General features: G+C 36.9%; 11 protein-coding genes. 4 read left to right on the top strand and 7 right to left on the bottom strand.

Annotated elements, in window-relative coordinates; translation table 11 throughout:
- Window positions 1-2: 2 nt before the first annotated feature.
- From FFS26_RS21180 to FFS26_RS21195, 4 genes are all read right to left on the bottom strand, one after another.
- Window positions 3-1,418 carry an MBL fold metallo-hydrolase gene (locus FFS26_RS21180; RefSeq protein ID WP_137906059.1) on the bottom strand — a complete coding sequence of 472 codons (1,416 nt, stop codon included), beginning with the start codon at window positions 1,416-1,418 and terminating at the stop codon, window positions 3-5.
- A 91-nt stretch (window positions 1,419-1,509) separates the two neighbouring features.
- A complete protein-coding gene (locus FFS26_RS21185; protein WP_137906060.1) occupies window positions 1,510-2,304 on the bottom strand; it encodes a sulfite exporter TauE/SafE family protein in 795 nt (264 codons plus the stop codon).
- 254 nt (window positions 2,305-2,558) lie between these two features.
- Entirely contained in the window at window positions 2,559-3,200 is a 642-nt protein-coding gene (locus FFS26_RS21190; protein WP_062671045.1) for a Crp/Fnr family transcriptional regulator, read from the bottom strand.
- A gap of 9 nt (window positions 3,201-3,209) precedes the next feature.
- On the bottom strand, window positions 3,210-5,474 hold the full coding sequence (locus tag FFS26_RS21195) for a family 20 glycosylhydrolase (protein WP_137906061.1): 2,265 nt from the start codon (window positions 5,472-5,474) through the stop codon (window positions 3,210-3,212).
- A gap of 229 nt (window positions 5,475-5,703) precedes the next feature.
- Between FFS26_RS21195 and FFS26_RS21200 the strand changes: the two genes are divergently transcribed.
- A complete protein-coding gene (locus FFS26_RS21200) occupies window positions 5,704-6,513 on the top strand; it encodes a DUF4197 domain-containing protein (protein ID WP_137906062.1) in 810 nt (269 codons plus the stop codon).
- 593 nt (window positions 6,514-7,106) lie between these two features.
- Here the strand turns inward: FFS26_RS21200 and FFS26_RS21205 are convergent.
- The gene (locus tag FFS26_RS21205) at window positions 7,107-7,760 is read right to left on the bottom strand and encodes a CoA transferase subunit B (protein WP_002980639.1); all 654 of its coding nucleotides are present in this window, start codon (window positions 7,758-7,760) and stop codon (window positions 7,107-7,109) included.
- 124 nt (window positions 7,761-7,884) lie between these two features.
- Here FFS26_RS21205 and FFS26_RS21210 point away from each other — a divergent pair, with 124 nt between their 5' ends.
- Window positions 7,885-9,687, top strand: coding sequence for an ABC transporter ATP-binding protein (locus FFS26_RS21210; RefSeq protein WP_110009481.1), 1,803 nt, complete (start codon window positions 7,885-7,887; stop codon window positions 9,685-9,687).
- Between the two features lie 50 nt (window positions 9,688-9,737).
- Here FFS26_RS21210 and FFS26_RS21215 read toward each other — a convergent pair whose 3' ends face one another.
- Window positions 9,738-10,439, bottom strand: a complete 702-nt coding sequence (locus FFS26_RS21215) for a CoA transferase subunit A (RefSeq protein ID WP_062671053.1) — start codon at window positions 10,437-10,439, stop codon at window positions 9,738-9,740.
- A 386-nt stretch (window positions 10,440-10,825) separates the two neighbouring features.
- Here FFS26_RS21215 and FFS26_RS21220 point away from each other — a divergent pair, with 386 nt between their 5' ends.
- Window positions 10,826-12,367, top strand: a complete 1,542-nt coding sequence (locus FFS26_RS21220; protein WP_137906063.1) for a toxin-antitoxin system YwqK family antitoxin — start codon at window positions 10,826-10,828, stop codon at window positions 12,365-12,367.
- A 173-nt stretch (window positions 12,368-12,540) separates the two neighbouring features.
- Here the strand turns inward: FFS26_RS21220 and FFS26_RS21225 are convergent, their stop codons facing one another.
- Window positions 12,541-15,279 carry a fibronectin type III domain-containing protein gene (locus FFS26_RS21225; RefSeq protein ID WP_137906064.1) on the bottom strand — a complete coding sequence of 913 codons (2,739 nt, stop codon included), beginning with the start codon at window positions 15,277-15,279 and terminating at the stop codon, window positions 12,541-12,543.
- 293 nt (window positions 15,280-15,572) lie between these two features.
- Here FFS26_RS21225 and rplS point away from each other — a divergent pair, with 293 nt between their 5' ends.
- Window positions 15,573-15,929: a 50S ribosomal protein L19 gene (gene rplS, locus FFS26_RS21230; protein WP_002980648.1), complete on the top strand. Its 357-nt coding sequence runs from the start codon at window positions 15,573-15,575 to the stop codon at window positions 15,927-15,929.
- Window positions 15,930-16,108: the final 179 nt, after the last annotated feature.

Below are 16,108 nucleotides of genomic sequence, written 5' to 3' on the forward strand. Positions count from 1 at the left end.
TTCTATTTATTTAAAATTTTAGTCTGACATACAAAATCACTTTTAGGAATCTCTGTGGAGCTAATTGCTTTAAAACCTCCTTCAATTTCTGAAAAGTTTCTATATCCTCTTGCCTGAAGGATACTCGCTGCCATCGTACTTCTGTAGCCGCTTCCACAGTGCATATAAAAATGTTCTGCTGGCTCTATCTCATGAATCCATTCATTTATATAGGCCAGAGGTTTGCTGTAAGCCTCATGAATATGTTCTGCATGGTATTCGCTTTCTTTTCTTATATCAATGATTTTTGCTTCTTTCTCTTTGATTTCAGTTTCAAACTGGTCTGCAGAGATACGGTTAACAAAGTCAGTTTCCTTTCCGCTTTTTTTCCAGCTTTCAAAACCTCCGTCCAGAAAACCTAAAATATGATCGAATCCTACCCTGCTCAACCGGGTTACCGCTTCTTCTTCAGCTCCTCTTTCAGTGACCAGCAGAATAGGTTGGTTGACATCAGCAATTAAAGCGCCTACCCACGGGGCAAAATCACCATCTAATCCTATATTGATGGACTGCGGGATAAAATCTTTGGCAAATTCACGATTGGATCTTACATCTAAAATCAAAGCACCTGAGGCTTCAGCAATTTCCTCAAACTGTTCAGGAGAAAGAGCGTGCAACCCTTTTGAAAGTACTTCATCAAAACTGCTGTACCCTTTTTTATTCATCATCACATTCATTCCGAAATAAGCCGGTGGAGGTAAAAGACCATCCGTTACTTCTTTTATAAAGCTCTGTCTGTCCTTTTGATTCAGGGCATAATTGGTTCTTTTTTGATTTCCCAGAGTATCTACGGTTTCTTTCTGCATATTTTTACCGCAGGCTGAACCGGCTCCATGAGCTGGATACACCGTAATATCATCATCTAAAGGCAAAATCTTATTGTATAGACTATCATATAAGAGTCCCGCCAGCTCTTCCTGCGTCATATTGGCTCCTTTCTGTGCGAGATCAGGACGCCCCACATCCCCTAGGAATAAGGTATCACCACTAAAAAGGGCCTTTTCAACACCATTTTCATCCATTAAAAGGTAACATGAACTTTCAAGGGTGTGCCCCGGTGTATGAAGAACTTTAATTTTAATATCTCCTAGTTCAAATATCTGTTCATCTTCTGCAATAACTGCATTAAAGTCGGGATGGGCTGTTGGCCCGTAAACAATCGGAGCTCCGGTTTTATGGCTTAAATCCAGATGTCCGCTGACAAAATCTGCGTGAAAATGGGTTTCAAAGATGTATTTCAATTTTACTCCATATTCTTTCAGTCTGTTGATATAAGGCTGTGTTTCTCTTAAAGGATCAATAATAGCAGCTTCTCCGGCTGAGGTAATATAGTAAGCACCCTGAGCAAGACATCCTGTATAAATCTGTTCTATTTTCATTGTATTTTATTTTTTATTCTTTATTCTGTTATCTGATACAAATTTCCTGCTTTGCTTTTTCCTGTACAGCTACTTTTGTTACATAAGAACATTAAAGGAAGATTTCTTTTGTAATGATATAAATACCCATGATCAGGATAAACCATCCGAATGCTGGTTTCAGCTTTTTACCGTCTATCCTTTTTGATAGTTTTGAGCCCATTATAATTCCTGCAACAGCAATCACCGTAATAGAAACAAGCAGTTTCCATTCTATTTTCACCTGGTTTACTGAAGAGAGGAAACCGATTAAAGAATTGAAAGAAATAATCATTAAGGAAGTTCCTATTGCAGTTTTCATGGGCACTTTTAATAGATTCACTAATGCCGGAATGATCATAAAACCGCCTCCAGCTCCCACCAGTCCCGTTAAAATACCAACTATTGAACCCTGTCCGGCTGCCAGAAAAAAATTATTTTCATCCTGAATGTTTTCTAAAGTTTCTTTTGAGGAATTGCTTTTAATCATTTTATAGGAAGCAAGAATCATCAAACAGGCAAAAACCAGTAATAAAAAAATGTTCCTGGTAATGGTAAAATCGTGTATTTGAAGTATTTCTACAGGAATCAGAGGAAGAATATATTGTCTTGTCAGAAAAATCGAGATTACCGAAGGTATTCCGAACACCAGCGCCATTTTAAAATTGACCAGTCCTTTTTTAAAATACGATGCAGAACCTGCAATACTGCTCATCCCCACTATAAAGAGGGAATATTCTGTTGCCAGAAAAGCATCGATCCCAAAGAGATAAACGAGTACAGGAACCGTGAGAATACTTCCTCCTCCTCCGATTAACCCCAGAGAAATACCTATTAAAACTGCCGCTGTATATCCTATAATTTCCATTTCTATTCAAATAATTCTGATGCAAAAATGGGAATATGAATGAAAGTCTACAGCTACTTTTGTTACATAAGGAGATTTTTAAACACGAATAATTTCACAAAGGACACAAAGAATTTAGAGTAATTCTGCTTCTTTGAGATTGCTTCACCTTTGGTTCGCAATGACTTTAACTACCCCGTCAAAAATTCTTTGAACTTTTGCCACCCTTCCAAGAAAGGGAAATATGAGTATTTTTGATTAAATTGAGAGAGAATTTATGAGTTCAGGGCTTTCAGGAGGGTAATTTTATTTCTGCCTAACATGAGTTTTCCGTCTTCTTCCAGTTGCTTCAAAAGTCTTGACACCACTACTCTTGCGGTTCCCAGCTCATTGGCAAGCTGCTCATGAGTGGTATGAATCGTTTCAGAGCCGGTGAGTTCAGATTTTTTCTGCAATAGGTTGAGAAGTCTTTCGTCTACTTTTTTGAAAGCGATGGCATTGATGATATCTAATAGCTCTTCAAATCTTTTATGATACAGTCTGAAGATATAATCCAGCCATTCCGGATGTTCTTTGATGAATAAAGACACCTTGTCTACCGGTAAGAAAAGTATTTCCGCATCCTCTTCTATCTCTGCTTTTACAATACTTTTTTCATTGTGCATGCCACCCAAAAAAGACATGATACAGCTTTCTCCTGCTTTGATGTAGTATAATAAAATTTCGCGTCCGTCTTCTTCAGTTCTGATCACTTTCAGCATTCCTTTCATCACAATAGGAATGGAACGGATGGAAGCATTTTCATCTAGAATAATATCTCCTTGATGGTAATTCTTCGTTATACCATATTGATACAGCTTTTCTACCAATTCTGGTGATGATGAGAATTCTGAAGAAAGTATCGTGTCGTTCTGCATTTTTTTATTCTAATTTACGCCAATTTCATCAACAAACAACCATGCTTTGGAATCTGCACCAGGATTTCCTGCCGGAATAATGCCTGCATTTTCAATAGTTACTTTCAGGTATTTCGCGTTCTGCATTCCTATATTCAGTTTGATTTTTCCATTGGTATTTTTAATTTCTGCGGTTCCGATTTCTTTAATCAGTTTAAAGTTTGTGTTATCATCAGAAACATAAATCTTTGCAGACTTAGCCAGATGAATCCAACTTCCTTTATTTTCAAGGGTATTGAAATACACTTCTGAGAAAGCTGTTTTCTGACCAAAATCTATGGTTGCCACCACATCGTTACCCTGAAAGCCCAGCCATGTTTTACCCAGCTGTTTTACATTTCCGATAATACCATCTACTAAGGTGAAAGCACCTCCAAAAGAATAGTTTTCGCTAGGTTTTTGTTCTAAAGTTATCTTTTTTCCGGTAGTCTTTGAAATGATAAATTGCTGTGTAGACACGGCACTTTTCAACTGCCCCTCTTCAAAATAAGCTGATTTAATAGTTAAAGAATTAGGAATCTCAACTGCCGTCTGATACGTTTTAGAATTGATGGAAGGGTTTGTTCCATCCAGCGTATATCGGATACCGTTTGAATTCTGCGAAGTAGACAGTTCATAAGCAATTCCGTTATTGGAAGGAATTACTTTTCCGGTGATGTTATAAATGCTTCTGGCATAGTTGACCTTCATACCATCCAGAACTTTAAACTGGTTAATCACTCTGTTTTCAAATTCTTTATATTTTTTAGGATCTGATGTTCCCCACCCTACTTCAGAAAGTGCCATTAATCTTGGGAAAATCATGTACTGTACCTGCTTAAAATCTAAAATATATTCTGTCCACAGATTCGCCTGAACTCCCATGATGTACTTAGCCTGCTCTGCATTCAGTTCGGAAGGAACAGGATTGTAAGCGTATACTTTTTCTAAAGGCGTAAATCCTCCAAAAGCATTAGGTTCAGACTGTGGATCTCCCTGATAATGGTCAAAATAACAGTAGGCACCAGGAGTCATTACGGCAAAGTGTTTTGATTTTGCAGCTTCAATACCTCCATTCACGCCTGTCCAGCTCATCACAGCGGCGTTGGGAGCTAATCCGCCTTCTAAAATCTCGTCCCAGCCAATGATTTTTCGGCCTTTACTGTTGACATATTTTTCAATCCGTTGAATAAAATAGCTTTGCAAACCATGTTCATCTTTTAAATTATTTTTCTTAATCAGTTCCTGGCAGTGCGCACATTCCTTCCATCTTGTTTTCGGGCACTCGTCACCACCAATATGAATGTATCGGGAAGGGAATAATTTGATCACCTCATCCAGAACATTTTCAAGAAACGTAAAAGTTTCATCTTTCGGGCAGAAAACATCATCAAAAACGCCCCATTTTGTAGCAGGTTCAAAAGGACCTTTGGTACATGCCAGTTCAGGATATGCAGACAGTGCGGCCAAAGCATGCCCAGGCATTTCAATTTCAGGGACCACAGTAATGTGTCTGTCCTGAGCGTATTTTACTACTTCTTTTATTTGTTCCTGTGTATAAAAATAAGGACCGTAAGGTTTTCCGTCAAAAGTATTATCCACATAGGCTCCAATCATGGATTCTTTACGTTTTGAACCGATCTGAGTAAGCTTAGGATATTTTTTGATTTCAATTCTCCATCCCTGATCATCCGTTAAATGCCAGTGGAATGTGTTCAGTTTATACATTGCCAGATAATCTATATACTGCTTCACTTCATCTACTGTGAAAAAGCGACGGCAGACATCCAGGTGCATTCCTCTCCAGGCAAACTTTGGCTGGTCTTCAATTTTTAAGGCAGGAATTCTCTTACTTTCCTTATATTGTCCAAAAACCTGAACAAGTGTTTGCAGTGCCAGAAAGTATCCTTGTCTGGTGTAAGACTTTATATGGATCTGTTTTGGAGAAATTTCTAATAAATAATATTCCTTTTTCTGTTCAGCATCTTTGCCTGATGCCTGAGGAATTATAGAATTCGTTAAATGAATATCACCACCTTTCTTAGCATATTGAAATTCTACCTGAGAACCTATTCTCTTTTTGAAATATTCTGTTTCCTCTTTTGGCAGATCATCACTTAATACGAAAGCTTTTGGTATTGCAAACTCTCCTTTCAAAAGCTCAACTTTTTGAGGATAAGGGATCAGGTTTAATTTATTCTGGGCAAAAATCACATTTGAAATCAATATAAATAATACTAAAAAAGTCCGTATCATAAGATGTGGTTAAGGTTTGAGCTAAGATAATTATTTTTCAAAACTCTTTGAGCCTTTTTAAAAAACAAATTAAATACCCTATTCCAGACTCCTGTAAAATGAATAATTTACAGTTTTCAATCATTCTATATAGATATTATTCTATTAAATATGGGATATTGTGGTTTGCTTTTTGATCAATTTAGTCGACTTAAAAAAATTAAAGGTTTAAATTTGTAAAAAAAACAGGATGAAAAAAAATATTTTTCTGACAGCCGCTTTATTATTTTCTTTATCAGCTCAGGCACAAATTTTTGATATTATAAAATCTACTGTTAAAGACAAAACAGGTGTAGATCTTAATGTTCCTGTTAAAAATAATGGTACGGTAACTTCTACTAAGACGACGACTACCACTTCAGGTAATTCATCTGCCAACCTTGGAAACCTTACTTCCGGTCAGATTTCTTCAGGGTTAAAAGAGGCCTTAAGTATGGGCGTAACGGATGGAGTAAAAAAACTAGCGGTAACGGATGGTTTTTTCAAGAATGAAGCCGTAAAGATTTTAATGCCTGAAAAATTAAGAAAAATTGATACAACACTACGTTCCATCGGGATGGGAAGCCTTGCGGATGAAGGGGTAAAATTATTAAACAGAGCTGCTGAGGATGCCGTAACAGAGGCTGCTCCTATTTTTACAAACGCGATTACTTCTATGACGATTACGGATGCTAAAAACATTTTATTAGGCAGTAATAATGCTGCAACCAACTATCTGCAGGGAAAAACCCAGACTCAGCTGTTCAATGTCTTTCAGCCTAAAGTAAAAGCTTCTTTAGGTAAGGTAGGTGCTGATACGCTTTGGAAAAACCTGATTTCAAAGTATAATACGTTTACCGGACAGGCTGTTACCACAGATCTTAATGAATATGTTACTACAGAAACTATCAATGGAGTTTTCAAAATGGTAGCAGATAAGGAAAGTGGAATCAGAAATACACCTGCCATGAGAACTACGAGTATTTTGCAGAAGGTTTTTGGGGCCCAGGATGGGAAATAAATAAGATTAGACTAAATATATAAAAGCTGTTTCATGATGAAGCAGTTTTTTTATGTTTAATTTCTTTTGTCTTGAAACAAAAGAAACAAAAGTTCAAGACCTGGATCTCTTCGCTAAAAATAAGTCCTGTTCTCTAAAAATTCTAAACTTGCGCGAATCATTATTTCTTTATCGGTTCCGAATTGGGCTCGCGCTTCGGACAGGAGAATTTTCTTAACGTTCACAGGATTTATTTTTTTTTGACGCTGCGAGTTCCGATGTCGGAGTTAAAGTCAGCTATATAACTATTTGTCTGGACCTTAATGATAATAACAATGTTTTTTGTTGACCTGATTTCTTTTGTCCTAAAACAAAAGAAACAAAAATTCAAGACCTGGAGCTCTCCACTAAAAATAAATCCTGTTCTCTAAAAATTCTAAACTTGCGCGAAATCATTATTTCTTTATCGGTTCTGATTTTGCCTCGCGCTTCGGACAAAAGAATTTTCTTAACGTTCACAGGACTTATTTTTTTGACGCTGCGAGTTCCGATGTCGTTTATATAAAGTTTCGGCCTCACTTTGTGAGGCCGAAACTTTATATTGTTATTCAGAATTAGAACTGCATTTCAGGAATTTCCCCTTCGATGATAAGATCTGCTTCTGTTGCTTTAATAATATCTTCTACTGAAACGCCTGGTGCTCTTTCTACCAGCTTGAATCCTGCCGGAGTTACATCCAGAACGGCTAACTCAGTAACTACTTTTTTCACACAGTTTACCCCTGTTAGAGGTAGTGTACATTTTTTTAGGATTTTGCTTTCTCCTGCCTTGTTTACGTGCATCATGGCTACGATAATATTTTCAGCAGAAGCAACAAGATCCATGGCCCCCCCCATTCCTTTCACCATTTTTCCGGGAATTTTCCAGTTGGCAATATCTCCGTTTTCTGAAACTTCCATTGCTCCAAGAATGGTAAGGTCTACTTTCTGACCACGAATCATCCCGAAACTGAAGGCTGAATCAAAAAATGAACCTCCTTCCAGAATAGTAATAGTCTGTTTTCCGGCATTGATGATATCAGCATCTTCTTCTCCTTCGAAAGGAAAAGGCCCCATACCCAATACTCCGTTTTCACTCTGGAATTCTACGGAAATACCTTCCGGAACATAGTTGGCAACCAAAGTAGGAATTCCAATTCCCAGGTTTACATAATAACGATCTTTCAGTTCTTTTGAAATTCTTTTGGCAATTTGTTCTTTTGTAAGCATAATAAAAACTTAGACTGCAATTTAATTATTTTCAATTGAATACAAAAGAGCTTTGTTGTATTCAATAATTAACACTGTTAGTTAAAATAATATCTGTAATTTTGTTCTATTATTTTTTAATAGAATGAAAATACTTTTTAGATATCTAAAACCTTATCAGTGGCTGATAATCATCTCTTTATTTTTGGCTACTGTCAATCAGGTTTTTTCTTTATTTGCTCCGGCGATCACAGGAAATATCCTTGATCAGCTGGTTACCCATCCCAACTTTTTTGATAAAGAAAAGCTATTGCCCAGAAGCCTGAATGAATATTTATACGGAAGTTCTGTATATCATGGGGCTTTTTACTTTTTGGGGCTTCTTATCGGAACTGCAATGGTAAGCAGAATTGCCAAAGCTTTCCAGGATTATGTGGTAAGCGTGATCACTCAAAAGTTTGGAGCGAAAATATTTACAGACGGTTTAAAACATTCGATGGCACTGCCTTATCAGGAATTTGAAGACCAGAGAAGCGGTGAAACGCTGTCTATTTTAACAAAAGTAAGAGAAGATACGGTAAAATTCATCACGAATTTCATTAATATTTTCTTCGGAATTCTCGTCAGTATTATTTTCGTTTCCGTGTATGCAATCCGTTTACACTGGTCTATTATGCCGGTTTATATCTGTGGAATTTTCTTTATTGCCATTGTTACCAATTTATTGAGTAAGAGAATCAAAGTGATCCAGAAAAATATCGTAACGGAAACCACCGCTTTAGCCGGAAGTACTACTGAAAGTCTTAGAAATATTGAAATTGTTAAAAGTTTAGGATTAACCAATCAGGAAGTAATCCGTTTAAATAACAATACGTATAAAATTCTTGGTCTTGAACTGAGAAAGGTGAAAAGCATCCGTTCTTTGAGCTTTATTCAGGGTACCATGGTCAATTTTCTTCAGCAGATGATTACTTTGACTTTATTGTATTTAATTTTTAAGAATATTGTTACACCAGGTCAGTATTTATCTCTAATGTTTTATGGTTTCTTTATTTTCGGGCCAATGCAGGAAATTGGAAACATTATTATTTCTTATCGTGAAGCAGAAGCTTCTCTTCAGAATTTTGACCGTTTGATGAAAAAAGAAGTGGAAGAAAAGCCGCTTCACCCAAAACAAATCGGGGCTATTGAGGAACTGGAATTCAAACATGTTTCATTCAAGCATCAGTCTGCACAGTATAAAGCTTTAAATAACATTTCTTTTGATCTTAAAAACGGTGAGACCATTGCTTTTGTAGGACCGAGTGGTTCCGGAAAAAGTACCCTGGTGAAACTATTGGTTGGATTGTACAGACCTCAGGAAGGGAATATTTTTTACAATGGAATCAATGGAAAGGAATTTGATTTTGATGAACTGAGAAACCAGATTGGTTTTGTAACACAAGATACTCAGTTATTTGCGGGAACTATTAAAGAAAACCTTCTTTTCGTTAATCCTTCCGCTACGGAAGAGGAACTGGCAATTGCTTTACAGAAATCAAGCTGTACCGCATTATTGGAAAGGGCTGAGAAAGGAATTGAAACCGTTATCGGTGAAGGAGGTCTGAAACTGAGTGGCGGTGAAAAACAAAGAATTGCCATTGCAAGAGCTCTTTTAAGAAAACCTCATCTTTTGATTTTTGATGAAGCCACTTCTGCTCTTGACAGTATCACCGAAGAAGAAATCACTACGACGATCAAAGATATTTCGAAAGAAAGGGAACAGATCACCGTCCTGATTGCGCATCGTTTAAGTACCATTATGCATGCAGACAAAATTTATGTTCTTGAACGCGGACAGATTGTAGAAACAGGTTCCCACGCCAATCTCATTGACGAAAAAGGGTTGTACTACGCCATGTGGAGACAACAGATCGGAGAAAGAAAAACACTTACTCCCCAAGCATAAAAAAAGCGCTGAACATCGATTCAGCGCTTTTTGTTTTTATTGTTTTGAACTTATTCTTTAGTTCTTACCGTTCTCTGCTCAATTCTTTTTTCAAATTTTTCTCCCTGGAAAATTCTCTGAACCATGATTCCCGGAATATGAATTTCGTTCGGATCCAATTGTCCCGGTTCTACCAGTTCTTCCACTTCAGCAATGGTAATCTTTGCAGCACCAGCCATCGGATGATTGAAGTTTCTTGCAGATCCTTTAAAGATGAGGTTTCCTGCATGATCGCCTTTCCATGCTTTTACGATAGAAAAGTCTGCATCGTATGCATGCTCCAGAATATGAGGTTTTCCTTTGAATTCTTTTACCTCTTTACCTTCTGCAACTTCAGTTCCGTAACCTGCCGGTGTGTAAAAAGCTGGAATTCCTGCCTGGGCAGCTCTGCATTTTTCAGCTAAAGTTCCCTGAGGAGTTAGTTCTACATCCAATTCACCTGAAAGCATCTGTCTTTCAAACTCAGCATTTTCTCCTACATAAGAAGAGATCATTTTCTTAATCTGTCTTTTGTGAAGCAGTAATCCTAATCCGAAATCATCTACTCCTGCATTGTTTGAAATACAGGTAAGATCTTTCACATCGCTTTCCACCAAAGCATTGATTGAGTTTTCAGGAATTCCGCAAAGTCCGAATCCACCTAGCATTAGTGTCATTCCATCATTAATTCCTTCGATGGCCTCCTTTGCATTTTTTACTCTTTTATCTATCATGAAATATTAGATTTTTCTGTTGGCTAAATTTAATAAATTTTCTTGTATATCCGATGAATGGAAATAATCCTGCATTTCACACTCTTTACATCTTATTCTTTTCCATTTTAAATCAATAATAATCAAACACTTAGCAATAAAAACGAACAGATCTGTTCATTTTTCATAGTAAATCTCATCAATTTGATTTATATTTGGAGCTTGAAATCAGGAAATATGGCACATTGGCTGTTTTCGGGTATTATTTTTAAACACAATTTTAATGTAGAAATTATTTTATGGCAGATCACTACTGTCCTCATCACTTCTTTTGACCACAATGAAGGTCTCTTTCAATATCTGCCATCTCACTAATCATATAAAAATATCAAAGCTTACATAAAAACATGAAAAAATTATTTACCTCAGCATTACTTGCATTGGTACTGAGCATGAAAGTATACGCACAGGAGAAAACCTATTTCGATGAAAACTGGGAAAAAACTACTCAGGACAATATGGAATATTACCGTGAAACGACTCCTAAAGGAAAGCTTACTCTTATCAAAGATTTCTATAAGGACGGAAAACTTCAAATGGAAGGACTGGCTTCAGACACCACTCCTAACAGTGAGATTTTTGAGGGAAAAGTAACCTGGTATACTGAAGAAGGAAAGGTTCAGAATTTTGCCACCTATTCCAAAGGACAGCAGATTGGCCCGGCACAGACTTATGATATGAATGGCAGGCTGACAGAAGATGTGGTATATAAAGCTGACGGAAGTTTTTCAGGAAAGATGTTCAGTTATAAGGATGCTGAGGATGGAATGGACTTTAATATTGTGGTGGATTACGAAAACTCTACGCCTGTAAAAACAACCGTTTATGATGATGACATTAAAGGGATCAGAAATGAAACCATCATTGATAAGGACAGCAACACTGAAACAAAATATTACGGTGAAAAGGGGAAATATCTGGGCAGCAACACTACCTCCGGTTCGGGTGAAAATATGGTGGTAGATTACTATTCCAGTCCCATGAGGATCTCTAAGATAGAAAAATACAGAAAGGACGGCAGTGTAAAAGAAGGCGTAATTTATAGCAAAAGCGGAAAGATCTTACAGGAACAGAAAATGAATAAAAAAGATGGCTATAAAACCACTTATGATGAGTCGGGTAAAAAAATAGCCCATCTGGTATACCAATATGATAAGGAAAATGATGTTTATAATCCAATGGACGGGGATGATTATCATCTGGCTTATGAATATTCACAGATTTCCTCTATTGATACTTATGAAAAAGGCTCAAAGGTAACCAGTAAATATTTTGATGAAGACGGAAAGTTATCCTCCGAGCAATTTTTGAAAGATGATCTTATCCAGGAAATCAAATATTATTCACCGGATGGAAAGCTAAAATCTACATTAACATACAAAGATGGTATTCCTTATAATGGTACTACCTATGAAGGCTTTAATGAAACAGTTTATAAGGAAGGTATTATCGTAAATATCAAAAACTTTTTTGAAGGTGACAATACGAAGCTAAGTTTTGAAAAAAAGCTGAACGCCAAACAAACAGGCTATGATGCAACTGTTTATGACCCCAAAGGCACTATTTTATATACATTTACACAACCGATCAGTGAAGATGGGGATGATTATTCCTTTACAGCACAAATCACACAGTATATAAAGGGGAAGCCTGCCAATAAGTCTTCTGTAAAAGCAGGTGTTATTCAAAGCGGAAAAATCAGACTCAAAACATGGGATGGAGCTAAAGAACTTGAACGCAGCGGAAAATGGATCTTGTTAAAACTTTATAATATTGATGGAAAGCTCATTCAGGAAACTAAAACACTGGCCGATACTCAGGAGGAAAATGCTTCTTCTGAAAACCCGACGCTGATTAACGAAGATGATCTGCACCATTTATTTGACTAATTACCACAACTATATATCAAAGGCGGTTTCATTTTTTTGGAACCGTTTTTTGTTTAACCACAAACGGGCACAGATTTTCACAGATAATTATGGAAAATTATACTTTTTTACATCCATAAAAAAGAGGCTATCATTGCTGACAGCCTCTTCATAATAATTGTGTTGTGTTTATCTTACTGAATAATCAGTTTTAAAGTAAATAGTTTTCTTCCGTGTACTTTTACATAGTAAACGCCTGCCGGAAGATTTTCATTCACCAAAGAGAAACGTTGGTTATTGATATTTTTCGATACATACAGTAATTCTCCCGAAGCTGAAACCAGTTCGATTTTTTCAATCGGGTAATCACTTTTAATAAAAGTAGGCTGTCCCGGTTTTGTTGGGTTCGGATACAATACTACATTTTTCTCTGTACTTCTGGTTTCTTCAGTTCCCAAAGTGGGTGAAGTTACCTGGAATTGTACTCTGTTTGAAACTTCTGTGTAGGAATCATTGGTAAACATCACCATGTAATAATTCCCCGGTGTTGCGGGTACTGCTGTTCCCTGAATAGTTTTTGTTCCCTGAGTTATTCCGTCAAAATAGGTATAAGAAACAAAATTATCATCCGGTGTCTGAACACTTTGAGGATATATTCCCAACCAGTCTTTGATGATTCCCGGAGAATCCGTCCATGAAGCCGTAATATTTTCACCCAAGGTATAAACAGGTTTGTTGATCCAAAGATCAGTAACGATATCTCCTACTTTAAAGAACACCTTCTCCCCGATTCCGTTATATCCGTCTTCCAATAAATACTGAGCATAATAATACCCTTTTGGAAGTCCTGTGAAATTAAGAGTTCCTGAAGCCGTTGTTACATAGCTCCATTTGATAGAAGCTGTAGTTCCCGGAGTTTGTCCCATTTTGTAAATTCCGATCCAGTCTTTCTGTAAATTGGGTCCGTTTGTAAAATTAATAGTAACGGTTCCTCCCACAGGATACGTATCAGCAGTAGTCTGCAGCTGTACTTTCGGTCCTACATAGAAATTTTTTCTTGGAGTGATTTCTGTATATCCTCCATTTGCAAAGAATCCTGCAAAATACTGACCTTTAGTAGCCAGACCATTATTGAAAGTTACTGTTCCTGCAGTCTGCCCGTTCGTATAAATATAGCCTTGTGAAGTGGTAGAAGCCGGAGTTTGTCCTTTTTTATAGATTCCTACCCAATCCTGCTGATTTCCGGGACCTCCAGTAAATGTAGCCGTGATAGCTTCATTCTGAACATATTCTGTTTTGTTTAAAGTAAAGGTAGGATTTGAAACCACACTTCCTGTAATTTCGAACTGCTTCACATCACTCCAATCGCTCCACTCAAGGTTTCTGTCTCTGTAACGTGTTTTTACATAATAGATTCCGTTGGGGATAGAATTCGCTGCCAGGGTTGCTTTGGTGATGTCTACTCCATCATTCAGGTTTTTCGTTTTATCAGGAGTTCCGTTTCCGTCTTTTCCGAACCAGTTTTCAAAATCGCGGTAGAATTCCTTTTCAATCACAGAGAAGTTCGAGGCTTTACTGATCTGGAACTGTGTTGTATTTAAAAGTTCTCCGTTGGAAGATGAAAATGCACTTCCATTCAATGTTAATGGTAAAGTAATTGGTCCTGAGAACGTATTGGTAATGGATGGTTTTGCAGGTTTAGGCTGATTTTTATATCTGTGGAAAGAATCCACCAATACATTGTTTTTCTTATTGTAAATTCCACCGATCGAATAACATTCGACATCTACTTTTCCGGTTGGGACATCTACTTCCACGATCTGATAGGTCCAGTCTGTCAAAGTTTTCTGAACATCGTCAAAATCCTGTTCATTAGACATTCCCCAATACTGATCCCATGCTGTTCCTCCTGAAATAATCTGGTAATTCGGTGTGTTTTTAAGCTGACCTCTGTGATATAAATGATGGTGAGCTCCAACGTGCATTAAATATTTATCAGAAGTTACCAGAAGCGGTACGGCATTTTCTCTTACCCATGTAGAAATATCTCCTACATACTGCTCAGCCTGATACGGTCTGTGGCTTAAAGAAATAATCCAGTCTACCGTAGAATCATTATTGGCCGCTGTCAAAATCTGCTGAAGCCATGTCTGCTGTGCTGATCCGGTATGTTCAGAGCTTAAGCTTACAAATAATACATTTCCTGCCTGCTGGGCATAATAATTCTCATTTCCTGAGCTTATTCCTTTATAACTGATTTCATCAATATAAAAATGGGCATAGTAGGAATTCATTCCCATCGTTCCATAGGTTTCATGGTTTCCTACCGTTGTCTGAATAGGCAGATAAGGTGATAATTTGATATTCTTTTTAAAGTGAACATTTTCATAGTGATCCAATGTACCTACGTCTACCTGGTCACCCACCATAAAAGTAAGCGCAATATTATCTGACAGATCTGAAGCGGCTCCGAATTTTTCTTTTAATTTTTTATAGGCATTCAAAGTAAGCGTATCATATCTCGGTTCTGCTTTGATCTGGTTGTCGCCCATAATAAGGAAACGGATCTTCCCATTGGTAGTTACAGCCTGTCCCGGTAAAGGAAGTGTTCTGAAATTGTAAACAGCAGACTCACTGGTTCCGGTTTTGATTTTATAATAATATTTGGTATTCGGCTGAAGGTTGGTAATCTTTGCCGTGTGATAATAATAGTTGTTGTTGTATCCGGTATCCGAGAAGATATTGGTAGTTCCCGTTACTGTCACGTTCAAGTTGGCCGGAGAATTTCCGTAGATTACTGTTGTTTCGTTATTGGAAGCTGTTTTCCAATTGACGATCATAGAATTCGGAGTCGGGTTTTGTAAATAAGGGAACAAAACCTGCCCGAAAGCCATCTGGACCGCGAAACAAAAAAAGAAGAAATAATGTTTCATAATAGCTTTAGTTTTAAAATAACATATAGTTTTAAGTTGTGAATCAGTAATTTAAAAAACCGTTATCCGGATTTTTACTTCGGGCAAAAGTAGAATTCCCATATAAACTCTGTCTGATGGGATTTTAAAGAAACCGTTAATTTTTTAGCAAAACCGGAGTGAAAAAATTATAGTTTTTAGTACACTAAATATTTGGCATATTCAAAAACTATTTTGTACATTTGCAACCTGTTATTCAACCTCTGACGAAGAACGTGTAAGTTGCTTAGCTTTAACATTTTATTTTATTAATAATGGATTTATTAAAGTACGTACAAGACAAGTACATTGCGAAAAAAGAATTCCCTGAATTCAAAGCAGGTGATACAATTACTGTGTATTACGAAATTAAAGAAGGACAAAAGACCAGAACTCAGTTCTTCAAAGGAACAGTTATCCAATTAAGAGGTACTGGTTCTACAAAAACTTTCACTATCAGAAAAATGAGTGGTGATGTAGGTGTAGAAAGAGTATTCCCTATTAACATGCCTGCACTTCAAAAAATTGAAGTTGATAGAAGAGGTAGAGTTAGAAGAGCTAGAATTTACTACTTCAGAGACCTTAGAGGTAAGAAAGCAAGAATCAAAGACGCTGCTTACAAGAAGAAATAATTCAGACAACAATACATACAAAGAGAGGCTGTTTACTTATAAACAGTCTCTTTTTTTGTGTAAATATTGTCTCGTCCTGAAATAGCGATACACAAAAAAGAATCGTTATGGCAGAAACATTAACATCCACGTACATTAAACGTACACAGAAGGATTACAGTTTAAGTTTAAAACTTCAA

It is taken from the genome of Chryseobacterium sp. 2VB, from assembly GCF_005503635.1.
GTDB lineage: Bacteria > Bacteroidota > Bacteroidia > Flavobacteriales > Weeksellaceae > Chryseobacterium > Chryseobacterium cupriresistens.